The sequence below is a fragment of the Ruegeria sp. CH8 genome (genome assembly GCF_056536985.1).
In genome coordinates this window covers 124,923-149,530 of record NZ_JBQFQR010000015.1, presented here as the reverse complement: position 1 = coordinate 149,530, position 24,608 = coordinate 124,923, and the positions used below count along the sequence as shown (strand labels likewise).

Below are 24,608 nucleotides of genomic sequence, written 5' to 3'. Positions count from 1 at the left end.
TTCCAAACAACGTCCCTCGCCAATTCGCCGCCAAATCCTTCAATCAACCCCTCTGACAAACCCAAAATCAATACACTCATAATAATCAGGGGGTAAGCACTGTGCGGCCGTAGTTTGCGGCGGGGTATTAGGGCAGGTTTTTGCGGCAATGCGCTGAAAAACAAACCTTGCCAGACACCTTTCAGAATTTTTGGCGGATACGGCATTCTCAACTTTGAGTTGTTGTGATATCAACCGACCAAGACTTGCTTTAGGAGATTCACGATGATCAGAACTACATTTCTGATTTTGGCTCTTTCGACCACAGGCGCATATGCACAAGGTGCTACCGGTGGGGCGGCCGCGGCTCAGACCGGAAGCGGCACCGGAGCAGGTGCTGGTGCGGGAGCCGGAGGTGCCACCGCAGCCGGTGGGGCAGCGGCGGCAGCTGGCGTGACCGGATTCGTACCACTTGTTGTACCCGCGCTTGGCGTTGTTGCGGCCGCTGTTGGCGTGGCAGCTGCAGGCGGCGGTGGTGGCGGTTCGACGAACAGCACAACAAGCACCGTCGGCACCAACTAAGCCATCGGCTTCAACACAAAAAAGCGCGCTGTTGAGGCGCGCTTTTGTTCGACACCAGACAGTGCATCCTAATTGCTATAGTACGTGTCGGCGTAGTTTCCGTAGGAATAACCGTAATGTTTGGCGCTGCGCGTATTGATCTGGCCCAGCACCAAGCCGGTCAGGCGTTGGTTGTCCGTGTGGAATAGACGCATCACTTCGGTGACATCCTGTTCAGACGTGTCGTTCCACTTGATGGTCAGAAGTACAGCATCTGCATTTCGTGCAATCAGGCGCGCATCGGACACCAGAAGCGTGGGGGGCGTGTCGATCAGGATGACGTCATAGAGCTTACGCATATCCTCCAGGAATAGTCGGAACCGCTCCGAGGCAAAAAGGTCCGCCGCATTGGCCGATGTTTTTTCGCCAGCCAGAATATCACAGCCCAACAGTGAGTCCTGAAAGATGGCTTCTTGAAGCGTGCTATCCCCGGACAGAACAGACACGATTCCCTTTTTCGGTACGCCCTGCAGCTGCGCCGTCATGGTCAGGCGCCGGATATCTCCTTCCACCAGCAGAACTCTTTTCCCGATCCCGACGAAGTTTTGCGCCAGCGCCAACGCGTTCGTCGTCTTGCCTTCGCCGGGCAGAGCTGATGTCAGAACCACAACCTGTGGCGGATGGTCCACATTGGATAGCATCAGTGACGTGCGTAGGTTGCGCACCGCCTCTGCGGTAGCAGATGAAGGCTTTTCGGCGAGATACTCCAGAACCTTGCGTCGCCCGCGGGCCGGAAAGATCGGGATCTGGCCCAATACGCTGTAACCGGTCTTGCGCTCAAGTTCCTGCGCAGACCGATACCCTTTGCGGCGCATTTCGATCAGCAGCACGGTACCCGCACCCAACATGAGACCCAAAAGGACCGAGAACGCCAGGATCAGAGGCTTTCGGGGCGATGCCGGAGTGCTGGGGATCACGGCGCGCGACAACTGTCGGCTGTCCGCTTTTTGGATACCTTCTTGCGCCGATGTTTCTTTCAGGCGAGCCAGGAAATACTCGTACAGCAGCCGGACCGCCTCGGCTTCGCGTGCCAGTTGCTGCAGCGTGATCAGATCTGCATTCTGCTGTGAAATCTGATGGCCAAGCTCTTCGGACGACCGCGTCAGAGCCTGGACCTGCTGCGTTGCGCGGCGTGCCTCGAGTGCGGTGCGCGCGACCAGACGTTGGAACGCGGTGTCAAAGGCGTCCTCACTTGCGGCGGTCTCGTCGATTTGTGCAAACAGGCGTTGCAACTGGGGGTCCTGGCTGGTTTCGGCCTGCGCCGCGCGTGTATCCGCAGCTCCCAATGCGTCATAACGGGTCTGCGCTGCAACGCGGGTCGCCTCAGCTGACACGCGGCGTTCGCGCAGGTCTTTCAGTTGCACTTCCTGCACTTGGAGCGCCTCAGGCGAGACCAGGGCTGTCGTCGCATTGAACTCGCTGACTTTCGCCTCAGCAGTCTCCAGCCCGACCTGCAGGTCGGTCACGCGGTTGGTCAGCCATTCAGTTGCCTGTTCGGTGGCCTCGAACTTCACCTCAATCTGGTTCAATACGTAAAGCTCGACAATCGTATCGGCGATAAGGGCGGATTTGCGGGCCGATTCTGTCTCGACCGTCACTTCGAACACCAGGCTTTGCCGCACGTTGCGCACCGAAACCTTCTCGAGCAGCGCCGATATCACATCGTCTCGGGTCAATTGCTCGACAAGATCTTCTGAGTCCTGCCCCGGGGGCGTCCCCGGTGCCAAACATGGACATGAAAAACTGCCTGGCGCCGGCGATTGCAGATATCGGTTGAAGCTCGGCGTTGAACTCTGGATCGGACACCAGATCCAGCCGGTCAACAACCTTGCCCATCAGGCCACGGGACTTCAGTACTTCAAGCTCCGAGTTGATCTCGGCCGTGTCCCCGGCTAATCCGCCCACTACGCTTTGCAGATCGACCACGCTGGCCTGATCTGTCTCCAGCATGACCACAGCCGTAGACCGATACAACGGGACAGCCGAAACAAAAGCGTAATACGCTCCGACCAAAATGGCGGCAGCGGTGGTAAGGGCAATGATCCACTTACCCCGCCACAACGTGCCTGCCAAAGCGCCAATATCAATGGAGTCGTCTTCCGGCGCATCATCTGGCGTCGACCGGGGCGGTTGGAATTGCGCATCGCGTATCGGAGTTTGCTTCATATCTACTAAACAATCCCAAATGCCAAACACACGCAAAACGCGTGTGCCGCTGCTCTCTACACGGTCGATAGGCAAGAATAAAGGCCCGCACACCTGATGCGCGCCACTCAAGAAAAACAGGGTATCAAACCGGCAAACCACTACTCTGTTTCATGCAACCGCTGCTTGGCTTAGGCCCTTGGAGTTCCAGCCAGATTGCAGGGTTCATCCTCGCAGCAGGCGGTTGCCTAAAAAACGCTCTAAGCCGCGGCGGTCTGTTCTGGTTTACCGTGATGGGTGATGAAAAAATTGACTGAACAGTAAAAAAATGCTGCCATCCCGCCACACAGGAGAGAGATATGACCAAAACAAAATTAACGCGCAGAGTGCTGCTGGCCGCGGTGGCGGCGGCTTTGACATTGTATTCCGCCGGGCTGGCGGCGGCTGAAACGGTCAAGGTTGCGGCGATTTACACGCTGCCGGTGGAACAGCAATGGATCAGCCGCATTCACAAGGCCCTGAACACTGCGGCCGAGCGGGGCGACATTGAATATGTATTCTCGGAAAACGTGGCCAACACCGATTATGAACGCGTGATGCGTGAATATGCCGAACAGGGCGCGCAGCTGATCGTGGGCGAGGTGTTCGGTCTGGAACGCGCTGCCCGCAAGGTGGCCAAGGACTATCCCGATACAGCGTTTCTGATGGGCTCGTCCTTTGGTCCGGTGGCGCCCAATTTCTCGGTTTTTGACAACTGGATTCACGAGCCTTCCTACCTGACCGGAATGGTGGCTGGCGCCGCGACGGAATCGAATGTGATCGGCATGGTCGGCGGCTATGCCATCCCCGAGGTCAACCGCCTGATGAACGCCTTCATGGACGGCGCGCGTGAGGTGAACCCGGATGTCACCTTCCTCGTGACCTTCATCGACAGTTGGTATGATCCGCCCAAGGCCAAGGAAAGCGCCATCGCGATGATGGATGCGGGGGCGGACATCATGTATGCGGAACGCTTTGGCGTGTCGGATGCGGCGGTCGAACGCGGCGTGAAGGCCGTGGGTAACGTCATCGACACGTCGGGGGACTATCCCGGCACGATCATGGCCTCGGCCCTGTGGCATATGGAACCGACCATCGACAAGGCGATCGCCAATGTCGCGGGTGGCTCGTTCGAGGCCGCGGATTACGGCCAGTACAGCTTTATGGGCTATGGCGGCGGATCGATGGTCCTGGATGAGGAACTGGTTCCGGCTGATGTGCTCGAAGCGGTAAATGCGCGTCAGGCCGAGATTCTGGACGGGCTGTTCCGCGTGAATGTCAACGACGACCGACCGGTCTCGGACAACTGATCGTGCTCGGGCCGGTTTCTGCACCGGCCCGCTTTCCCAATGACCACAGTTCTCAAGCTCAACGGGCTGAGCAAGCATTTCGGCCCGGTTATCGCCAATGACGATGTCAGTCTGACCCTGAACAAGGGTGAGGTTCTGGCCTTGCTGGGCGAAAACGGCGCGGGCAAGACCACGCTGATGAATATGCTGTTTGGGCATTATTTGCCCGATTCAGGGTCTATTGATGTCGCCGATGAGGCGGGTGTTCTGCAGCCGCTGCCGCTGGGCCATCCGCAGGTGGCCTTGGCGGCGGGTGTCGGCATGGTGCACCAGCATTTCACCCTAGCCGAGAATATCTCGGCATTGGACAATATCACCCTGGGGGCCGAACCCCTGTTGGCCCTGCGTCGCAACCGGCGCGCGGCGCGGCTTAAAGTTGAAGAAATCATCGCCCAAAGCGGCCTGACTGCACCGTTGGATACGCCGGTCGGGCGGTTGTCGGTCGGGGAACGTCAGCGGGTCGAAATCCTCAAGGCGCTGTATCGGCAGGCCCGCATTCTGGTGTTGGACGAACCCACCGCTGTTCTCACCCCGCAAGAGGCTGATACGCTGTTCGAAAACATCCGCATGATGACGGCCGAGGGGCTGTCAGTCATTTTCATCAGCCATAAACTGCGCGAGGTTCTGGCCTTCTCCGACCGCATCGCCGTTCTGCGCCACGGTAAGAAAGTAGGCGAGATGGCGACGTCTGAGGCCGATGAGAAATCCATCGCCCGGATGATGGTCGGGGCGGACACACCGGAATTGGCGGGCACTGCGATGGCACCGGGTGCACCGGTACTGACACTGTCGGGTGTGTCGGTTGCAGGTCGGTCCAAGCGAGATACGCTCAGCGGCGTAGATCTGACGGTGCACGCGCATGAAATCCTCGGGATTGCAGGGGTGTCTGGTAATGGGCAAAGCGGTTTGGCCAATGTGATCTCAGGTCTGACACGGCCTGAACAGGGTCTAATCAAGGTGAAAGAGGTGGAAATTAACACACCCACCCCTTCGGCCATGGTCCGGGCAGGTGTTGGCCGCATTCCCGAAGACCGCCACCACGAAGGCATCGTTGGCGCGATGAGCGTGGCCGAGAACATGATCATCGAACGGCTGGATGATAGTGACGTGCAATCACGTGGCCTGCTGCGGCGTGAGGCGATTTCCGAGAACGCCGAACGGTTGGCCAAGGCTTACGACGTGCGCGGACCGGGCGTTGAGGCCCCTGCGCGGCTTTTGTCCGGCGGCAATATCCAAAAGCTCATTCTGGCGCGTGTGTTCGACCGGTCGCCAAGCCTGATTTTGGCGAACCAACCCACCCGCGGTCTGGACATGGGCGCCGCGGCCGAGGTCGGGCGACGATTGCTTGAGGCGCGAGCGCGTGGCGCGGGGGTGGTGCTGATTTCCGAGGACCTCGACGAAATTCTGGGCCTCGCCGACCGGATTGTGGTGATCCGCGACGGCGAGCTACACGAGGCCCCAAGCCGCGACCGCGAACAGATCGGGCTGATGATGGCAGGAGAACCGGCATGATCCGCATCGAACCGCGCCAAACACAGTCACGTGCCTTTACGCTGGGCGTTCCGATCCTGTCTGCCGTGATCGCTTTGGGCTTTGCTGCGATTCCCCTGCTGGCTGCCGGGGCCAACCCGATTGCAGCTTATGCCGAGATGTTTCGCGGTGTGTTTGGTTCCGTTTTTGCCTTTTCCGAGGTGCTGACCCGCGCCACTCCGTTGATTTTTACCGGGCTTGCCGCCGCTTTGGCCTTTCGCGCCAAGCTGTGGAACATCGGGGCCGAGGGGCAGCTTTATCTTGGGGCAATGGCTGCTGTGGCCATCGGGTCCGGGGCGCTGGATGTGTCTGGTATCCTGCTACTGCCATTGATCGTCGTGCTGGGCGCGGTGGCCGGGGCTGCCGGGATGGTCGCGCCTACATACTTGAAAACACGTTTTGGCGCGGATGAGGTGGTGACCACACTTCTGCTCAACTTCATCATCCTGATCTTTGTGCAGATGATGCTTGAAGGCCCGTTGCAGGACCCGATGAGTCTGGGCTGGCCGCAATCGGCGCCGGTTCTGGATCAGGGGATGCTGCCGCCGTTACTGGATCGGATGCGAGTGCATTTCGGGCTGATTCTGGCTCTGATATTGGCCGGAGTGGCCCAGTTCATGCTGGCGCGCTCGGTCTGGGGGTTTAGGTTGCGGGCGGTGGGAGAAAACGCCGCCGCCGCACGCCATGCAGGGATCAACGTGAATCGGTCGCTGTTCGGAGTAGCCGCCCTGTCAGGTGGTTTGGCTGGTTTGGCGGGCGTCAGCGAGGTCGCGGGGTTGAAGGGCTATCTGACCGCCGACCTTTCACCCGGCTTTGGCTATACCGGCATTGTCGTGGCGATGCTGGCCGGGTTGTCACCAGTGGGCGTGGCCATCGCGGCGCTGTTCATCGCCTCGGTCTTCGTGGGCGCTGACAGTATGAGCCGCGCGATGGGCGTATCCTCGTTCCTTGCTGATCTGGTGGTGTCGGTTTCCCTATTGTGTGTTCTGGTCGGCGGGTTCTTTGCCCGCTACCGGATTGTCCGGGCCAGCACCTCGAGGGCGGCGTCATGATGGATATTCTCAACATCCTGCTGTCAGAGAGTTTCTGGGCCGCCTCTCTGCGCATCGCCACACCGCTGATCTTTGGCGTGTTGGGCGCGCTGATCTGCGAACGGGCAGGTGTGTTGAACCTTGGGATCGAGGGGATTTTCGTCGTCGGTGCCATGTGCGGTTGGATGGCGGTCTGGCTGGGCGCGGGTCTTTGGGGCGGGGTGCTGGTTGCGGCCCTGGCCGGAGCGTTCTTTGGTCTGCTACATGCAATCCTGACCGTGCCGCTTGGGCTGTCTCAACACGTCTCGGGGCTGGGGATCACGCTGTTTGCCACCTCGGTCAGTTACTACACGTATCGTACGGCGCTGCCGAATGTGTCCTCGCCGCCGCGCATTGAACCCTTCCAGCCGCTGGATCTGCCGGTCCTGTCCGAATTGCCCTTTTTAGGGTCTGTTTTGTTCCAGCAAACCGCTCTGACATGGTTGGCGCTGCTGATGGTGGCGGTGGTCTGGTACGTGATGAACCGCACCGCTTTGGGCGTGGCGATCAAGGCCGTAGGGGACAATCCGGACAGCGTCGATGCGCAGGGCTTGTCGGTCTATGGGCTGCGCATCGGAGCTATCGTTGCGGGCTCGGCCCTGATGGCACTGGGCGGAGCCTTCCTGACCATGAGCGCCTTTGACGCGTTTTTCTTCGGCATGGTCAACGGTCGCGGCTGGGTCTGTATCGCGCTGGTGATCTTTGCCAGCTGGCGTCCCGGCAAGGCGCTGCTGGGCGCGCTGCTGTTCGGCGCCTTCGATGCGCTGCAGGTGCGTCTGCAGACCGAGATGGGCGCGCTGGTGCCCGGTCAGGTGTTCCTGATGGCGCCCTATATCCTGTCGATCATCGCGCTTGTCGTTGCCGCGCGGTCGGCGGATTATCCGCGCGCATTGCTAACCCCTTGGTTCAAAGGCCAACGATAGGAGCCGCCATGTTCGATCTGATCGTCAAGAATGCCACTCTGCCCGATGGCCAGACCGGCGTGGATATCGCCTGCGCGGATGGAAGGATCGCTGCCATCGAGCCCGGGATCACTGCCGAATCAGCTGAGGTGATCGACGCCGACGGGCAACTGGTCTCGCCGCCATTTGTCGATCCGCATTTCCATATGGATGCGACTCTGTCGCTGGGCACGCCGCGGATGAATGTTTCGGGCACGTTGCTGGAAGGGATTGCCCTGTGGGGAGAGTTGAAGCCGATCCAGACGGTCGAGGATATCGTCGCCCGCGCCCTGCGATACTGCGAATTGGCGGTGGCCAAGGGCATCGGTGCGATCCGCAGCCATGTGGACACTTGCGATGATCAACTGAAGGGCGTGCAAGCGCTGTTGCAGGTGCGCGAGCAGGTGAAGGACTACCTTGATCTACAACTGGTCGCCTTCCCGCAGGATGGCGTGTTGCGAGACCCGACCGCGATGCAGAACACGATCCGGGCGCTGGATATGGGCGTGGATGTGGTGGGCGGCATCCCGCATTTCGAACGTACCATGGCGGACGGGGCCGAATCCGTGCGCCTATTGTGTGAAATCGCGGCTGAGCGTGGGCTGATGGTCGATATGCATTGTGACGAAAGTGACGACCCACAAAGCCGCCATATCGAAACCCTCGCCTATGAAACCCAACGTCTGGGTCTGAACGGGCGGGTTGCAGGGTCACATCTGACCTCGATGCATTCCATGGACAATTACTATGTCTCGAAGCTGATCCCGCTGATGGTCGAGGCCGGGGTGCACGCGATCCCCAACCCGCTGATTAACATCATGTTGCAGGGGCGCCACGACACCTATCCCAAACGTCGTGGTCAAACCCGTGTGCGCGAATTGCGCGATGCCGGGATCACCGTGGGGTTCGGCTCGGATTGCATGATGGATCCGTGGTATTCGCTGGGCAAGGCCGACATGCTGGACGTGGCCTTCATGGGGTTGCATGTGGGGCAACTGTCCAGCCGCGCCGATATGGCGTGGTGTTTCGATGCGGTCACTGAAAACTCGGCCAGGATCATGGGATTAGAGGGGTACGGCGTCGCCAAAGGCTGTGCGGCGAACTTTTTGCTGCTACAGGCCAGCGACCGGATCGAGGCGATCCGGCTGCGCGCGCACCGGCTGGCCGTGGTGCGCAAGGGGCGGGTGATCGCGCGATCAAACCCGATTACCTGTGACCTGTCCCTGCCCACAGGGCAAAAATCTCTGGACGAGGCGCGGGTGCCGTTTGCCTGATTCAGGTCCTGCGCTCCGGGTTTCCATCGGGTCGCCACACTTATGTTCAATCTATTGTTGCAACCATCAAAATGATCTGGATGATCGGTTGCACCATGGCCGCAAAAAGCGGCTGGCCGTCACAAAGACGGCGCTAACAATAAAACCGGGGAGACTACAATGATCCTAAGAAACCTGATGATTGCTGCCAGCGCTACTGCGTTGATGGCGGCGGGCGCGTCGGCCGAAACCCTGCGCTGGGCGCGGGCGGGCGACTCGCTGACGCTGGACCCACATGCCCAGAACGAAGGCCCGACCTCGGCGCTGGCGCACCAGATCATGGAAACGCTGGTGATGCGCGACCATTCCGGCGCACTTGTGCCCTCGCTGGCCACCGAATGGGCTCCATCCGAGGAAAATCCGAATATCTGGGTGTTCAAGCTGCGCGAAGGCGTGACCTTCCATGATGGCGCCGAGTTCGACAGCGAAGACGTCGTATTCTCGTTGAACCGGGCGATGACGCCGGATTCGGACTACAAGGAACTGCTGGCCTCGGTGAAAGAGGTGCGCGCGCCAGACAAATACACGGTTGAGATCGAAACCGATGGTCCGAACCCGATCATGCCTAACAACCTGACCAACATGTTCATGATGGACAAAGGCTGGGCCGAAGCGAACAACGCTGTGAAGGTGCAGGACTATGAAGGCGGCGAAGACACGTTTGCGGCCAAGAACGCCAACGGCACCGGCCCCTACAAGGTGGTTAGCCGCGAACCGGATGTGAAAACCGTTCTGGCCCTCAATGAAAATTACTGGGGCAAGGATGAGTTCCCGCTGGCCGTGACCGAGATCATCTATACCCCGATCCAGAACGCCGCGACCCGTGTGGCTGCGCTGCTGTCGGGTGAGGTTGATTTCATTCAGGACGTCCCCGTGCAAGACCTTGAGCGTGTTGCCGGTGCCGACGGTCTGGACGTACGCACCGCGCCGCAGAACCGGGTCATCTTCTTTGGCCTGAATATGGGTGATGCCGATCTGGCCAATGACAATGTGGACGGCAAGAACCCCTTGTCCGATGTCCGTGTCCGTCAGGCTATGTCAAAGGCGATCAACCGCGATGCGATCAAACAGGTCGTGATGCGCGGCCAGTCGGCCCCGGCGGGCATGATCGCCCCGCCCTTCGTGAATGGCTGGGATGAGGGCATGGACAGCTCCTCAACCACTGATATCGAAGGCGCCAAGGCGCTGATGGCCGAGGCTGGATACCCGGACGGATTTACCATTCAGCTCGACTGCCCGAATGACCGCTACATCAATGATGAGGCGATTTGTCAGGCCGCCGTCGGGATGCTGGCGCAAATCGGGATCACCGTGAACCTGGATGCAAAACCCAAGGCGCAGCACTTCCCGCTGATCAACAACCTGGAAACCGATTTCTACATGCTGGGCTGGGGTGTTCCGACCTACGACTCGGAATACATCTTCAACTTCCTAGCCCACACCAAGGGTGAGAAATACGGCTCGTGGAACGGAACGCGGTATTCCAACCCGGAACTGGATGCCAAAATTCAGGGTCTGGCGTCGGAAACCAACTTGCCCGAGCGTGACAAGCAGATCGCTGAAATCTGGCAGGTGGTGCAGGACGAACAACTGTACATCCCGATCCACCATCAGGTGTTGAACTGGGGCATGAAGTCCAACGTCGGTACTGTGGTCGAGCCGGAAGACTCGCCCAAGATCAAGTACTTCACTCTGAACTAAGGATTTCAGATCAGTAGCTTGGCAGGGCGTGATCCTCGCGCCCTGCCTTTTGCGTTATCCTTCAACACCGCCCCTTTGCGGCAAATACAGGGAGATTTCGCCATGATCCTCAGACACAGCGCCATCGGTCTTGCCATGCTTGCCGCCACCAGCACGCAGGCCGCTGAGTTCACGTGGGCCTCGACCACCGATCCGCAGACGATGGATCCGCACGCGGTCAATTCGGCCCCGGTTCTTGGGTTTCTCAATAATGTCTACGAAGGGCTTGTGCGCCGCGACAAGGATATGAGCGTCGAACCCGCCCTGGCCGTCAGTTGGGAGAGCATAGGCGATGGTGAGGGCTGGCGGTTCAAGCTGCGTGAGGGTGTGACCTTTCATGACGGCAGTACATTTGATGCGCAGGACGTGTTGTTCAGCTATCAGCGTGCCTCAGGCGAGGCTGCGGACACCCGCAGCTGGTTTGCGCCGATCAATGAGGTGATCGTGGTCGACGATTACACCGTCGATTTCATGACCACCGCGCCGAACCCGCTGTTTCCGTCTTCGATCGCCAACTGGATGATCATGGATCAGGGCTGGACCGAGGCCAATGACGCCACTGTCCCCGACAAGGAAACCGGCAACTATGCCACGCTCAACGCCAATGGCACCGGCGCGTTCAGGGTCACCGCGCGCGAGCCGGGCCTACGGACTGTGTTAGAGCCGCATAACGGCTGGTGGGACGAAGCCGAACACAACATCACCAGCGCTGAGTTCAACCCGATCCAGAACCCCGCCACCGCCGTTGCGGCGCTTTTGTCGGGGGATGTGGACATGATCAACCCGGTGCCGATTCAGGATGTGGCGCGCCTGCAAGGCAACGGCGACGTGAACGTCATTCGGGGCATCGAAGCGCGCGTGATCATGCTGGGCTTTGATCATCAGGCCGAGGCGCTGAAGTACACCGACGACGCGGGCAAGCCGAACCCGTTCCGTGACCCGCGCGTGCGCAAGGGCGTGGCGCAGGCTGTGAATGTGGATGCCATTCTGGCCACCATCATGCGCGGCAATGCCGAGGCGGCTTCGCAATTGGTCAGCCCCGCCATGAGCGGTTACTCCGCCGCCAACGCCGACCGCCCGGCCTTTGATGTCGACGCCGCCAAGGCCCTGCTGGCCGAGGCAGGGTACGCGGATGGCTTTTCCTTCGGTCTGAAATGCCCCAATGACCGCTATCTGAATGATGAGGCTGTTTGCCAAGCCGTGGTCTCTATGCTGGCTCAAATCGGGCTTACCGCAGAATTGGATGCCATGCCGGTCCGCAACTACTGGCCCGAGCTGCGCAAGGATAACTACGACATGTACCTGTTGGGCTGGAGCCCCGGCACCTTTGACGCCGAACATCCGGTGCGGTTCCTTGTGGCCACACCGAATGAGGAAAAGAAGCTGGGCAGCTGGAACTTCGGCGGCTTTTCAAACGCGCGCGTGGATGAGCTGTTGCCGATGGTTCAATCCGAACTGGATGAAACCAAACGGCAGGCCATGCTGGATGAGGTGGCGCAGATCATTCAGGACGAGCAGGTCTATGTCCCGATGTATGTGCAACCTCTGGTCTGGGGTACGCGCAGCAATGTCGAACTGACCCAGCGCCCGGATAATTTCTTTCTGCTGCGCTGGGTGACGGTGAGCTGATGGAACGTCGCGTCTGCCTGTTAGCGATACCTTGACCATCTTGCCAAAGGCGTCCTAGGAAGACCGATCAACGAGGGAAACGCATGTTCGCATATATCGTCCGAAGGATGTTCCAATCCGTGATCGTGCTGCTGGTCGTGGGTCTGGTGGCCTTTTCCATGTTTCGCTTTGTCGGTGATCCGATCGACAATATACTGGGGCAGGAACGCACACAGGCCGACATTGACCGGTTGCGCACCGAGTTGGGTCTGGATCAGCCCTTTCCGGTTCAGTATTTCAAATTCCTGAAAGGTGCGGTGCAGGGCGATTTCGGCGTCTCGTACCGACAGGGGCGTCCAGTTTCGACGATCCTGGTCGAACGTGCGCCCGCCACGTTGGAACTGGCCTTTGTTTCGGGCTTTCTGGCCATCACCATGGGCATCGCGCTGGGCGTGTTTACGGCGATCCGACGACAAGGCATCGCTGCGAATGTCATCATGACCGTCTCGCTGCTTGGGGTGTCGTTACCAACCTTCCTGATCGGGATATTGCTGATCTATGTCTTTTCCATCGAACTTGGTTGGCTGCCCAGTTTCGGCCGGGGTGAGACGGTGAAAATCGGCAATTGGTCCACCGGGTTCCTGACCGCCTCGGGGCTCAAGGCGCTGATCCTGCCGGCGATCACGCTGGGCCTGTATCAGATGACGTTGATCATGCGCTTGGTGAGATCCGAGATGTTGGAGGTGATGCGCGCCGATTATGTCCGCTTTGCCCGAGCGCGCGGGCTGTCGGACCGGGTCATCAATTTCCGCCACGCGCTGAAAAACACGCTGGTGCCGGTGATTACGATCACCGGTCTGCAGCTGGGATCGATCATCGCCTTCGCCATCATCACCGAGACGGTGTTCCAGTGGCCCGGCGTCGGTCTGCTGTTCATCAACGCGATCCAGTTTGTCGATATCCCCGTCATGGCCGCTTATCTGATGCTGATTTCGGTCATGTTCGTGACGATCAACCTGATTGTCGATCTTCTCTACTATGCCATTGACCCGCGCCTGCGTGTCGACGCGAGGGCCACATGACCGATACTATCGACACCCCGCCATCCGCGCCCAAATCGCGTTTCGCCAAGTTCTGGGACAGCGATTTCGCGTGGTCGTTCCGGCATTCTCCGGTGGCCATGGTGGCATCGCTTGTGGTGGTTATCCTTGTGCTGGCCGCCATCTTTGCGCCGCTGATCGCACCCTATAATCCGTTCGACCCGGCGACGCTGAACCTGATGAACGGCTTTACCCCGCCCGGCACGCCAAATGCATTCACACAAGAGACGTTCCTGCTGGGCACAGACGATCAGGGCCGCGACGTGTTCTCGACCATCCTGTATGGCTTGCGCATTTCGCTGTTCGTAGGGGCCTCAGCGGTGTTGCTGGCGATGATCATCGGGGTGATCCTTGGTCTCATGGCCGCCTATTATGGCGGTTGGATTGAGACCCTAATCATGCGGATTGCCGATGTGCAGCTGACCTTTCCGGCCATTCTGGTCGCCATGCTGATCTTTGGCATCGCCAAGGGGGTGACGCCGCCGGAATACCGAAATGCGATGGCGATTTACGTTCTGATCATCGCGATTGCCCTGTCTGACTGGGTGCAGTTCGCCCGTGTCGTGCGCGGTGCCGCGCTGGTGGAAAAGAACAAAGAATACGTTCAGGCCGCTCGTCTGATCGGACGCGGGTCTATCCCGATCATGTTCCGTCACATCCTGCCAAACGTGCTCAGCCCGGTTCTGGTGATCGCCACCATTTCCTTGGCGCTGGCGATCATTGCTGAGGCGACGTTGAGTTTCCTCGGCGTTGGCGCGCCTCCGACCCAACCTTCGCTGGGCACGCTGATCCGCATCGGGCAGGGCTTCCTGTTCTCGGGCGAGTGGTGGATCCTGTTCTTCCCGGCCTGCACCCTTCTGGCGCTGGCCCTGTCTGTGAACCTGCTGGGCGACTGGCTGCGCGATGCGCTGAACCCCAAGCTGCGGTGATTTCATGAGCCTTCTGACGATCAATGACCTAACGGTCGAATTCCCGACCCGCCGCAAACTTTTCACCGCTGTGGACCACGTGGACCTGTCGGTGGAACCCGGCGAAATCCACGGGCTGGTGGGTGAATCCGGCGCCGGCAAATCCACCATCGGTTCCGCCATCATGGGGCTGCTGGACCGCCCCGGCCGCATTGCCAGCGGCACCATCCGGCTGAGCGGCGATCAGATCAGCGGTCTGGACGCCGAGGCGATGCGCGGTCTGCGCGGCAAGAAGATCTCGATGATCTTTCAGGACCCGCTGACCTCGCTGAACCCTCTGTTCACCGTGCGTGAGCAGTTGGTTGAGACGATTCAGGCCCATCTGGGCGGATCCGAGGCCGAGGCCAGTAAGCGTGCGCGTGACCTGATCGACCGCGTCGGCATCCCCGATCCGGACACGAGGCTGGACCAATACCCGCACCAATTCTCGGGCGGGATGCGGCAGCGTGTGGTGATTGCGCTGGCGCTGTGTACCGAACCGGACGTGATCATCGCGGATGAGCCGACCACGGCGCTGGATGTCTCGGTGCAGGCGCAGATTCTGGACCTGATCAAGGAGTTGGCGCGCGAACGGCAGGTGGGCGTCATCCTTATCACCCACGATATGGGCGTGATCGCTGATACCACCGACAAGGTGACGGTGATGTATGCGGGTAAGGTGGTGGAAACTGGCCCCACGTCTCAGGTCATGGGCCAGCCCAGCCACGAATACACCAAGTCCCTGATCGCCGCCGTTCCGCGCCCGACGTTGAAGCTGCACCGCTTTCCGCAGATCAGCTATGGCGGGCGCGAGACGCGGTTTGCCATCGAGGACATGGCCCGCCACTGGCCGAAGGTGGACAACGACACCACCAAACCGGTGTTCGAGATTCGCAACCTGACCAAGAAGTTCCTGCAGCGCAAAGGTTTGCTGCCTTGGGATCGCACCTATTTCACCGCCGTGGATGATGTCAGCTTTGACATTCGCGCCGGTGAGGTGTTCGGCGTTGTGGGCGAGTCCGGCTCGGGCAAGTCTACCGTCGCGCGAATGATCGCAGGACTTTACCCGGTGGACGGCGGCAGCATCACGTTCGAAGGCCAGGTGGTCAGCGATCTGACCAACAAGGCCGCGCTGGATGCTTATCGCAAGAACATCCAGATGATCTTTCAGGACCCGTATTCCTCGCTCAATCCCCGGATGCGGGTGGACGATATCGTGGCTGAACCGATCCGCCATCACCGGCTGATGGATGGGGCAGACATCAAGCGCCGCGTCGATGAACTGCTGGATCAGGTCGGACTGGGCCATGAGGCCGGGCTGAAATACCCGCATGAATTCTCGGGTGGACAGCGGCAGCGGATTTCGATTGCCCGCGCACTGGCCACGCAGCCGCGTTTCCTGATCTGTGACGAACCGACCAGCGCGTTGGATGTGTCCATTCAGGCGCAGATCTTGAACATTCTGAAGGACCTGCAAGAGCACCTGGGCCTGACCCTGCTGTTCATCAGCCATGACCTGCCCGTGGTGCGCCAGATGTGCGACCGGGTTGCGGTGATGAAGCAGGGCAGGGTGGTTGAATTGCAGGAGACCAACGCGCTGTTCGCCAACCCCCAGACCGACTATGCCAGCGAATTGCTGCGGCTGATGCCGAGGCTGGACGATCTGTCGACCGAAGGTCTCAGTGCCGAAGTCTGACGCCCTATTTCGGGCATATGGGCGTACATAAACATTAATTTCTCCAGGCATTGCAGACTCAGGCGGGTTTGATGTGCTAGGTCTGACTCTGAAGTATGGGGGCTTCAGAGGGGCGATATGTCTCAGGACCTGAGGGACTGGCTGGGCGCGCTTGGACTTTCCGAATACGCGCAAGCCTTTTTGGATAACAAGATTGATTTCGCAATTCTGCCCGATCTGACGGGCGAAGACCTGATCGAAATCGGAGTGACCGCCGTCGGAGATCGCCGCAGGCTGCTGCGCGCGATATCTGAACTTGAGACGGTTGAAGCCGTTCAACCCTACGAACCAGAAGCACCGCTGGAGCCTGCCAAGCGGCAGGTGACTGTGATGTTTGCCGATCTTAGCGGCTTTACTCGCCTGACCAGCGAGCTGGACGCTGAGGACATGCACGCGCTGCTGAACGCTTTTTTTTCCAAGGTCGATCACGTGGTCGAGAAATTTGGCGGCCGGATCGACAAGCATATCGGCGACGCAGTCATGGCCGTGTTCGGCGCGCCGATTTCTCACACCAATGACACCGAGCGAGCGGCGCGGGCAGCGCTGGAAATTCACGCGGTTCTGCCCAGCCTGAACCCGCCGGTTTCCTGCCATATCGGCATCGCCTCGGGTCAGGTGATCGCCAGCACAACCGGCAGTCAGGCGCATACGGAATACACGGTGACTGGCGATGGCGTGAACCTAGCCTCGCGTATCACAGATATGGCCGTGCCGGGCGAGACCTTTGTCTCACATGACATTCAGCGTGCGTTAGGGCCGCTTTTTGTCGGTGAGTCCATGGGCAGGAAGGATATCAAGGGGCTGAACGCGCCCATCGAACTGTGGCGTCTGGACCGTTTGGCGCGCAACATCCGGTCGCGCCGGCACCGCTTTGTCGGACGCGAGCGCGAGATGTCGCTGTTCTCGGCCACGTTCGACCGCTGCCAGCAGCATGGCAAGGGCGAGGTTCATATCGTTCTGGGTGAACCCGGGATTGGCAAGACCCACCTATCCGAACAAGTGGCCGAGATGGCCGATGCTCTGAATTACTCGATCCACAACGGCGTCGTGATGGATTTTGGTGCGCGTGAGGGACACTCGGCCATTCAATCTGTTGCCCGCAGTATTCTGGGCCTTGAGGCTGCGGATGACGCCACCACTGGCGCGGCGATGGCGCAGGAGGCGGTGGCCAAGGGCTGGGTTTCGCCCTCGAACGCCGCCCATCTGAACGCACTGCTGGAACTGGAGCAGGACCCGGGTCTGGCCGAGATTTATGCTGTGATGGACAACGCCACCCGCCTGCGGGGTCGGCGGCAGGTTATCGATGAGTTGATCGCCGCACGCAGTCGTGAAGCACCGATGCTGATCCAGATCGAGGATATCCACTGGGCCGCGCCGGATATCCTGACGGCCTGCGCCCATATCGCCGCCACCACGCGAGATTTACCCTGCGTCTTGCTGATGACCAGCCGCGTCGAAGGCGACCCAATCAATCGCGAATGGCAAATGAGCACAGACGGCGCGCTGATCTCGAAACTGGAACTGGCGCCAATGGGCGAAGCTCAGGCTCGGCAACTGGTCGAAGAATTCACCGGTATCGCCCCCGAGCTTCTGGACGCCTGTGTGCAGCGTGCGGGGGGCAATCCGCTGTTTCTGGAACAGCTCTTGCGCAATATCGACGTGCTGAAACGCGAATCCGTGCCCGGCAGCATTCAGGGGATTGTGCAGTCGCGGCTCGATGCACTGGATCGGTCCAGTCGGGCGGCAATTCAGGCGGCTTCGGTGCTGGGGCAGCGGTTCTCGCCCGAGGTGCTGAACTTTGTTCTGGGTGAAGGGCATCTGGATACTTCGACGCTGATCCGCTCGGCCCTGATCCGCGAGGCTGGGACTGATCTGATGTTTGCCCACGCACTGATCCGCGACGGGTCTTACGCGACGCTCGTGAAATCGGAACGCGCGCGCCTACATCGTCAGGCCGCGAAATGGTTCGAAGATCGTGACGCCACCTTGCGGGCACAGCATTTGGATCGGGCCGGCGCAACCAACGCAGCACAAGCCTATCTGGATGCTGCCGAGAACCTGATCCAGGCCTTTCAGTTCGACGATGCCAGCCCGCTGATCGAGCGTGCGCTGGAACTGCCCGCGCCGTCAGGGGTGCGGTTTGATCTGTACTGTGCGCGGGGTGAGACGCACCGATTGCAGGGGTTATCGGATGACGCCCTGCGCGAATTCAAAGAGGCCGCAGATCTGGCCGAGACCGATGAGCAGGTTAGCCGGGCCCATATCGGGTTGGCGCAGGCGGCACGGCAGGCCAGCCTGTACAAGGACGCACTGCAAAGCCTCGACACTGCCGAGATCGCCGCAGAGCGGTGTGGGTCCGAGCGGGACATCGCTCAAATCAATTACGTGCGTGGCAATGTCTATTTCCCGCTGGGTCGGGTTGAGGACGCGCTGCGAAGCAATGAAAAGGCTCTAACACTGGCCAGAAAGCTGGAATCGGCGCGGTTGGAGGTTGGCGCGCTTAGCGGGTTTGGCGATGCTAATTTCATGAACGCAACGATGCAGACCGCCGCCGGGTTCTATACTCAGGCAGTTGAACGGGCGCGTGAAAAGGGGCTGGTGCGGGATCTGGCGGCGAACCTGCATAACCTTAGCGTAGCGCGCAGTTATACCGGCGATGTTGCGCAGGGTAAGCGGGACGCTCAGGAAGCCATAGAGGTTTCCCAGAAGTACTTTGCCTTTGTCCCGGAATGCGTGGCGCAGACCTGTCTGGGCGTGGCGCATACGTTTCTGGGCGAACTGGATCAGGCGCTTGAGACCTTCACAGTCTCAGCCGAGATCGCCAATCGCGTGGGCGCCAAACGGCTTGAGGCACAGGCGCTGGAGCATTTGGCCCGTACACAGGTCTATGCAGGGCGGTTGGATCAGGCGCGTGAGACAGGCGAGCATGCCGTTGAGATCGCCTTGGAACACGGTCGCAACTTCGTCGGGCCAAAGGCACTGTCAGCGCTCGCCATGGCGGAAACAGACCCTAATAAGCAGGATCAACATCTGAAACTGGGCGCTCAGATCATTGCCGAAGGCTGCGTGGGCCATAGCCATCTGCATTTCTATCCTGATGCCAGCGCCGTCATGTTGGCGCGGCAGGAATGGGACAGGGCAACGGAATACGCGGATGCGCTGGCCAAATTCACCGCTGAAGAACCCCTGCCAATGGTTGATCTGTCGATTCATCACGCAAAGGTTCTGGCCGCGTGCGGCGGCTGGGGCATTCCGATGTCCGCGCATGAGGACTTTGACGCGCTGGACACACGGTTCGCCGATATGGGCGTTACGCAGTCTCTGGTCGGCAACTGGACCACGCATGAGAGGAGCTGAATGAGCATCGAAAAGAAGGTTTGGTGGATTTCCGGTGCCCTGACCTTTGGTCTGGCGGTGTTGCTCTTCAGGCTTCTGGTCGCGTTGAATCACTTCGAAGGCGACCCGACGCAGCTGCCAGATCAGGCTTCGGTCGATGGTTACCTGCAAAAGCTGGGAAATGCGCCGGAGTACCGGGTGAAGACCGGGATTTTCATCAAATCCTTCAACTTTGTCGGTGCCAGCGACGTGCATGTCAGCGGCTATATCTGGCAGCACTACGAAGACGGTCTTCATGACGCGATCAAACCCGCCGAAGGCGAGGTCGGATTCATTCTGCCCGAAGCCACCGATGCCGCAAATGGCCTGATCGAAGAGGTCTATCGCATGGAACAGGACGGATCAGAATTGATCGGATGGTATTTCGAACAGACCCTGCGGCAGAGCTTTGATTACACCAGCTATCCGTTCGACCATAAAACCGTCTGGGTCCGGTTCTGGCCCGGTGAGTTCGACGTGAATGTGGCTCTAATACCAGACTTTTCAGCCTACCCTGCCACCGGACCCGAGGACATATTTGGCATCGACCCTCGCATCGTCATGGGTACCTGGGAACGGGAGAACACCTATTTCGACTATCGTCTGTCCGACCTGGATACCACGCTGGGCATCGGAGATAGCGAGTTCCAGACCAATCTTCCGGAACTGCATTACAACTTTGTCATCAAGCGGAACTTTGGGAATGCCTTCATTGTCCACATGATCCCGTTGATCGTTGTGACGATGCTGCTGTTCGGCGCAGTGATGACCGTGACCCGCCGCCCCAATCTGGTGGAACGGCACGATTTTAGCACCTCCAGCGTGATAGGCACGTGCTCGGTTCTGTTTTTCGTGATCCTATTGGCCCATGTCCAATTGCGCGAAGGCTTTGCCGGATCGCCGGTGATCTACATGGAATCGTTCTTTTTCCTGATGTATTTCCTGCTGCTTGCGGTCTCGATCAACACCTATCTGTTCGCGTCCGAGGCGGTGCCCTCGCTGCGGTTCATCCACTACAAGGACAACCTGTTCCCAAAGGCCGCGTTCTGGCCTTTCGTCCTACTGTGCACGGTGGCGATCACGGCCTATAACCTCAGCCTCAAGGCCGACCCCGAGGATGAGACCGTGATCGAGCGGCAGAACTAGGCCGGAGGCTGGTAGCCCGGTTTGGGCGTGCCCGTGGCCATATCCAACGTGTATTCCGCAACAATCCCTGATGTGCCCTGTTCCCATTGATCCAGATACTTGGTGGGATGCGCAATCACATAGGTATAGGCAGGTTTTTTCACGCCGTTGATCAGCACATTGATCCGTTTGCGTACATAGACATTCTCGGGAGAACCGGGGCCGTGATAGCCTTCCAGTTTGTCCAGCTCCTTCATCCCGCTGGATGAGACGCGATAGACCTCGCCCTTCACGGCTTTGCCGCGGCCTTTCTGGTCGACCAGCGTGGCCATGCGGTGCAGGAAGCCGCAGTTCGGGTTGTCGCAATGCGGCTCGTTCGGGACGATCAGGGGCATCCGCTGCCGGGTTATGGCCTCGCCCACGAAATCATCCAGCACCTCGGTATGGGCATCGTGGTTCGGGAACCCTTTCTTGAGCGAACCGTAGGTGAAGTAGAGATAGGTCTTTTCCCGATCCTCAATCAGATCGTTTTCGTCCTCTTCCTTTAGTTCGGTCAGGGTATGGGTGTTGGCCCATTCGTCCAGCATCTCGACGATCTCTTCGGCCAGTTTGATGCCCTTGGTGTTGTTGGGGTTCTGCAGGAAGTGGATGCAGGAACTGGCGTCGATCCCATCCGCCCCCAGCAGGACTTCCACCATCTCGACCGAGTTGTTCATCACCGCCACATGCAGGCTGGTAAAGCCGTGGTCATTCGAGGCGTTGACGTTAATGCCGCGATCAATCAGGGCTTGTGCCGCTTCAAGGTCGGGTTTGCCTTGGTCTACCCCGCTCTCTTTCATCTCACCTTCGCCGCCTGCTGCGTAATGCAGCAGCGTGTCGCCATTGTTGTCGTCAACGATATCGATCCCGGCCATGCCGTTGTCGATCGCCTGGAACACGCGTTCCCATTGCGTGAAACTGTCCGAGGCGGCGGCCTCCTGCGCCCATTTGCAAATATTGTGTTCCTGATCGGCCAGTTCCTCGAAGGCTTCGTCCAGCACTTCTATGATCTGATCCGGGGTCGCCATCATGCCGATTCCCATCATGCCGTTCGACAGCCGCCCCTTGCGCGGGCCAACCAGATCGATGCCCAGATCGCGCAGCTTTTCCACGTTTCGCTGGGTGGTGACATTGTTCCACATGTTGGTGTTGCAGGCCGGGCAGAGGATTGCTGGCTTGTTCCGATATTGCCACGCCACAAAGACCGAGGTCAGCAGGTTGTCAGCAATCCCGTTGGCGATCTTGCCCATCGTGTTGCAGGTCACCGGTGCGACGATCACGCAGTCCGCCCAATCGCACAGCGCCAGATGTGAGGCGCGCAGGGGCATTCCGAATTCGGTATACCGAAAGTTCCACTCGTCATCGTCCCGATAATAGTCGTGATGCGAGATGTAGTCGTCGATCTTCTTGGGCCGGGTCTTTTTGATGTTCCCGGTTTCCTCTTCGACTTCGATATCGCGAAAGAACTTCTCGGCCGAGACGGAGGGGATGAGCTTGACGTTGTGGCCCGCAGCGGTGATCCGCTTGACCAGATCCGGCACCTTGTCTGCTGCCGAGGACCCGCACGCGCAGAGCAGCACATTACGCTTTTCACTTGGGGCGTCGGTCAGGCCGCCTTTGGGATATCCGAAGATGTTTTTGTCTAGGCTGGGGGATTCATGGCGCAGCAAGACCGGCAATCCAGCTTCTTTCACGCGCATCTGAAAACTGCCGTCCAACACAGCGTCGACAATGTCTTGCCGTCTTCCCATGCATTCGCCCTGGAAAAACAGGTAAGGCGGCTTTTCTTTGCCGGTCATCACCGTCAGCTGCCGCCGCATCTTCATCACATTCGCCCCGTGGCCTTCGATATCGATCAAACGCGCTGTGGTGATGCCGATGTTGCCCAGCATACTGCGCAGCATATAAGACCACGGGTCTTCGTCCGCATAGAACAGCACGATCTCGTTTTTCAGAACAATGCGGGCGACGTCGGTCGGATCTTCGGGCGGCTCCTGTTCTTCGATCACCAGCATTGCCGGGCTTTGGACGTCACGCAGACCACGGAAAATGTGACCGCGCGGCGCCTGCCAGACCTGCGAGGTGGCCGGGCTCATATCCACCACGGTCACAATATCAGTTTGCTCCTCATAAGCGATGCAAAGGCACCAGAACTCTTCCAGCAGTGCGGTCTCGCGATACACGTTCTCGGGCGGACGGATGACTTCGAATCCCAGAACGCGGTTGAAGTCGATATTGATCATCAAATGGCGATCCTGCTTCACGTTCAAGCTGTGAAGTTGATCGCGGAACCAGTCCTGGGGGGATTGGGCGCCTCCCCCCTTGCGCTTCGCGTAGCTGTGGAAGGTACTGCCCAGATGTACGTCGGGGGATTGGCTGAGATAGCGCTGTGCCAGCGCGTGCATCTCTTTTGCGGTCGACACCCGGCGGACCGCTTCGGTGAAATCGGTTTGGGTCGCGATCAGCAGCTTGTCTTCATCGACTTGCGCATCGCCCAGAATTGCAAGGCTTTCGGCCAGCACCCCAAGTGAGTTCATGTTCGGACTTGCCCGCCGGAACAGGTTGCGCCGTTTCTTGGGGTCTTTGGCCAGATACCGAGTGCTGTCGACATAATTGCAGTCCTGCTGCAACGTTTGCAGGTTGGTCTTGACCGCCTCACGTGCCGAAAATCGCAGGATGCCCCGTGACCGCATCGAGGTTCCGTCACGATCCGACATCCCGGCCCAGATGCGATCCACAGTGGTGACCCACAGCTTGCCGTATTTCTCGGGGTGCACATCCATCATATGCACCAGCCCGGTGCTGGGGTTGCATTTGGCAATGATGGCAAAATGTCCGCCCGGCATGTTTTCCTTGCCATGGGCGACGCCAACCTGAAAATTGGCCACCAGAATGTCGTTGTCCCCGCCCAGGCGGTTGGACTCGTCGATCGCTTCCAGCAGCAACTCGACCGAAGTTGTCGCCTCATCCATGAAATAGGCCTGAACCTGCACTTTTTCACGCAGCCCCTGCGTTTGAATGAAGGTACAGGCAACGTCATAGAGTTCACCCAGCGAGATGCCGTCATTCACCACGAACGACGTTGGCAGACCACATTCGCGGAAAATGTCGTTCACCTCGCAGCTGAACCCAAGCGCCGACATGCTGAGCGCCGCCGCAGTTACGCTGCAGCAGTTGATGGGCTGCTGGAAATTCTGAAGGTGCACGCTGACCAGATCGCCGAACAGCGTGTCGTAGCAGGCCTCGCGGATCTTGGTCGGTATTTCGAACCAGTTATTGCTGGAAAGATAGGCCAGTTTGGTACCGGGCGTGGCCAGCGCCTCCAAGCTTACCGGGATGTCAAAAATCTCAAGATGTTCTTCGTAGAAGTAATCGCCTGTGTCCGCAGTGGCCAGCACCGTACCGTCCTGCCGCAGCTGCACCTCACCCCCAAGCACCACATACATACCCTGCGGGGGCAGAACGGTTTCTTCCGTCACTTCAAAGCACTCAAAATGTGGTCTGATGACTGATGGATCATCCGCTGGCAGGATTTCCTGTATCAAGGTCCATTCGGTTTCGGTTGGTGTGACGGAAATGGTGTTTTCAATTGGGTCCTTAGGCACGTCTGTTCCCCCCTGAACTTTGCCGTGAAACACATCAAAGAACCAACGCGGTATTTGGTGCCTGAGTCTGGCTGCAGCGGTCACACGAAATTTCTTGACCTACCCGACGGGGCATTCTGCGCTGGCCGGGCCGTCAGATCGCTGGCATTTGCGCGAACAAAATAGCCCAATTGGTCATACCGTATCGTGTTTAGATACAAAAATCACGGATGTTCTTGATTTGACTGCACGAATTAACAAAGGCCAAACCTCAACGTTTTTCGAAGCTTTGGTGTCAGATTTCTGACAGCGCCCCCATCATAGGGAAAAGCTATAGTGTCTGGAAAAAACGGACTCATGCAAATAGC

The 24,608-nt window shown here is 59.1% G+C and carries 17 protein-coding genes; 13 read left to right on the top strand and 4 right to left on the bottom strand.

Features of this window, described 5'->3' with window-relative positions; all coding sequences use genetic code 11:
* Nucleotides 1-206: hypothetical protein (locus ACR0ER_RS17535; protein ID WP_480770042.1), on the bottom strand; the 206-nt coding region annotated here is incomplete at its 3' end.
* A gap of 58 nt (nt 207-264) precedes the next feature.
* Here ACR0ER_RS17535 and ACR0ER_RS17530 point away from each other — a divergent pair.
* Entirely contained in the window at nt 265-561 is a 297-nt protein-coding gene (locus ACR0ER_RS17530) for a hypothetical protein (RefSeq protein WP_480770041.1), read from the top strand.
* A 68-nt stretch (nt 562-629) separates the two neighbouring features.
* Here ACR0ER_RS17530 and ACR0ER_RS17525 read toward each other — a convergent pair whose 3' ends face one another.
* Both ACR0ER_RS17525 and ACR0ER_RS17520 read right to left on the bottom strand, forming a co-directional pair.
* A complete protein-coding gene (locus ACR0ER_RS17525) occupies nt 630-2,222 on the bottom strand; it encodes a GumC family protein (protein WP_480770040.1) in 1,593 nt (530 codons plus the stop codon).
* On the bottom strand, nt 2,116-2,766 hold the full coding sequence (locus tag ACR0ER_RS17520; protein WP_480770039.1) for a Wzz/FepE/Etk N-terminal domain-containing protein: 651 nt from the start codon (nt 2,764-2,766) through the stop codon (nt 2,116-2,118). Before ACR0ER_RS17520 ends, ACR0ER_RS17525 begins: the two co-directional genes overlap by 107 nt.
* Nucleotides 2,767-3,104: 338 nt before the next feature.
* Between ACR0ER_RS17520 and ACR0ER_RS17515 the strand changes: the two genes are divergently transcribed.
* The 12 genes from ACR0ER_RS17515 to ACR0ER_RS17460 all read left to right on the top strand — a co-directional run bounded on the left by ACR0ER_RS17515 (nt 3,105) and on the right by ACR0ER_RS17460 (nt 20,638).
* Complete coding sequence (locus ACR0ER_RS17515; RefSeq protein ID WP_480770038.1) at nt 3,105-4,094, top strand: BMP family protein; 990 nt, start codon at nt 3,105-3,107, stop codon at nt 4,092-4,094.
* A gap of 39 nt (nt 4,095-4,133) precedes the next feature.
* A complete protein-coding gene (locus ACR0ER_RS17510) occupies nt 4,134-5,645 on the top strand; it encodes an ABC transporter ATP-binding protein (protein ID WP_480770037.1) in 1,512 nt (503 codons plus the stop codon).
* Nucleotides 5,645-6,715 (top strand): ABC transporter permease, encoded by a 1,071-nt coding sequence (locus ACR0ER_RS17505; RefSeq protein WP_480770047.1) that lies wholly within the window; start codon nt 5,645-5,647, stop codon nt 6,713-6,715. Before ACR0ER_RS17510 ends, ACR0ER_RS17505 begins: the two co-directional genes overlap by 1 nt.
* The gene (locus ACR0ER_RS17500; RefSeq protein WP_480770046.1) at nt 6,715-7,656 is read left to right on the top strand and encodes an ABC transporter permease; all 942 of its coding nucleotides are present in this window, start codon (nt 6,715-6,717) and stop codon (nt 7,654-7,656) included. The genes ACR0ER_RS17505 and ACR0ER_RS17500 overlap by 1 nt, the downstream gene beginning before the upstream one ends.
* A gap of 8 nt (nt 7,657-7,664) precedes the next feature.
* Complete coding sequence (locus ACR0ER_RS17495; RefSeq protein WP_480770036.1) at nt 7,665-8,948, top strand: amidohydrolase family protein; 1,284 nt, start codon at nt 7,665-7,667, stop codon at nt 8,946-8,948.
* A gap of 159 nt (nt 8,949-9,107) precedes the next feature.
* Nucleotides 9,108-10,688: an ABC transporter substrate-binding protein gene (locus ACR0ER_RS17490; RefSeq protein WP_480770035.1), complete on the top strand. Its 1,581-nt coding sequence runs from the start codon at nt 9,108-9,110 to the stop codon at nt 10,686-10,688.
* 102 nt (nt 10,689-10,790) lie between these two features.
* Nucleotides 10,791-12,356, top strand: coding sequence for an ABC transporter substrate-binding protein (locus ACR0ER_RS17485; protein WP_480770034.1), 1,566 nt, complete (start codon nt 10,791-10,793; stop codon nt 12,354-12,356).
* 83 nt (nt 12,357-12,439) lie between these two features.
* Complete coding sequence (locus ACR0ER_RS17480) at nt 12,440-13,417, top strand: ABC transporter permease (protein ID WP_480770033.1); 978 nt, start codon at nt 12,440-12,442, stop codon at nt 13,415-13,417.
* Nucleotides 13,414-14,364, top strand: coding sequence for an ABC transporter permease (locus ACR0ER_RS17475; RefSeq protein WP_480770032.1), 951 nt, complete (start codon nt 13,414-13,416; stop codon nt 14,362-14,364). The genes ACR0ER_RS17480 and ACR0ER_RS17475 overlap by 4 nt, the downstream gene beginning before the upstream one ends.
* A gap of 4 nt (nt 14,365-14,368) precedes the next feature.
* Entirely contained in the window at nt 14,369-16,078 is a 1,710-nt protein-coding gene (locus tag ACR0ER_RS17470; RefSeq protein WP_480770031.1) for an ABC transporter ATP-binding protein, read from the top strand.
* A gap of 117 nt (nt 16,079-16,195) precedes the next feature.
* Nucleotides 16,196-19,474, top strand: coding sequence for an adenylate/guanylate cyclase domain-containing protein (locus tag ACR0ER_RS17465; protein ID WP_480770030.1), 3,279 nt, complete (start codon nt 16,196-16,198; stop codon nt 19,472-19,474).
* Entirely contained in the window at nt 19,475-20,638 is a 1,164-nt protein-coding gene (locus ACR0ER_RS17460; RefSeq protein ID WP_480770029.1) for a hypothetical protein, read from the top strand. It abuts the gene before it with no gap.
* Here ACR0ER_RS17460 and ACR0ER_RS17455 read toward each other — a convergent pair.
* On the bottom strand, nt 20,635-24,261 hold the full coding sequence (locus tag ACR0ER_RS17455; RefSeq protein WP_480770028.1) for a flavoprotein: 3,627 nt from the start codon (nt 24,259-24,261) through the stop codon (nt 20,635-20,637). The genes ACR0ER_RS17460 and ACR0ER_RS17455 overlap by 4 nt on opposite strands.
* Nucleotides 24,262-24,608: the final 347 nt, after the last annotated feature.

What these genes read in the sequence shown, in the direction of transcription:
- ACR0ER_RS17530 (WP_480770041.1), top strand. Translation starts at nt 265, where the DNA reads ATGATCAGAACTACATTTCTGATTTTGGCTCTTTCGACCACAGGCGCA.
- ACR0ER_RS17520 (WP_480770039.1), bottom strand. Translation starts at nt 2,766, where the DNA reads ATGAAGCAAACTCCGATACGCGATGCGCAATTCCAACCGCCCCGGTCG.
- ACR0ER_RS17515 (WP_480770038.1), top strand. Translation starts at nt 3,105, where the DNA reads ATGACCAAAACAAAATTAACGCGCAGAGTGCTGCTGGCCGCGGTGGCG.
- ACR0ER_RS17510 (WP_480770037.1), top strand. Translation starts at nt 4,134, where the DNA reads ATGACCACAGTTCTCAAGCTCAACGGGCTGAGCAAGCATTTCGGCCCG.
- ACR0ER_RS17500 (WP_480770046.1), top strand. Translation starts at nt 6,715, where the DNA reads ATGGATATTCTCAACATCCTGCTGTCAGAGAGTTTCTGGGCCGCCTCT.
- ACR0ER_RS17495 (WP_480770036.1), top strand. Translation starts at nt 7,665, where the DNA reads ATGTTCGATCTGATCGTCAAGAATGCCACTCTGCCCGATGGCCAGACC.
- ACR0ER_RS17490 (WP_480770035.1), top strand. Translation starts at nt 9,108, where the DNA reads ATGATCCTAAGAAACCTGATGATTGCTGCCAGCGCTACTGCGTTGATG.
- ACR0ER_RS17485 (WP_480770034.1), top strand. Translation starts at nt 10,791, where the DNA reads ATGATCCTCAGACACAGCGCCATCGGTCTTGCCATGCTTGCCGCCACC.
- ACR0ER_RS17480 (WP_480770033.1), top strand. Translation starts at nt 12,440, where the DNA reads ATGTTCGCATATATCGTCCGAAGGATGTTCCAATCCGTGATCGTGCTG.
- ACR0ER_RS17475 (WP_480770032.1), top strand. Translation starts at nt 13,414, where the DNA reads ATGACCGATACTATCGACACCCCGCCATCCGCGCCCAAATCGCGTTTC.
- ACR0ER_RS17470 (WP_480770031.1), top strand. Translation starts at nt 14,369, where the DNA reads ATGAGCCTTCTGACGATCAATGACCTAACGGTCGAATTCCCGACCCGC.
- ACR0ER_RS17465 (WP_480770030.1), top strand. Translation starts at nt 16,196, where the DNA reads ATGTCTCAGGACCTGAGGGACTGGCTGGGCGCGCTTGGACTTTCCGAA.
- ACR0ER_RS17460 (WP_480770029.1), top strand. Translation starts at nt 19,475, where the DNA reads ATGAGCATCGAAAAGAAGGTTTGGTGGATTTCCGGTGCCCTGACCTTT.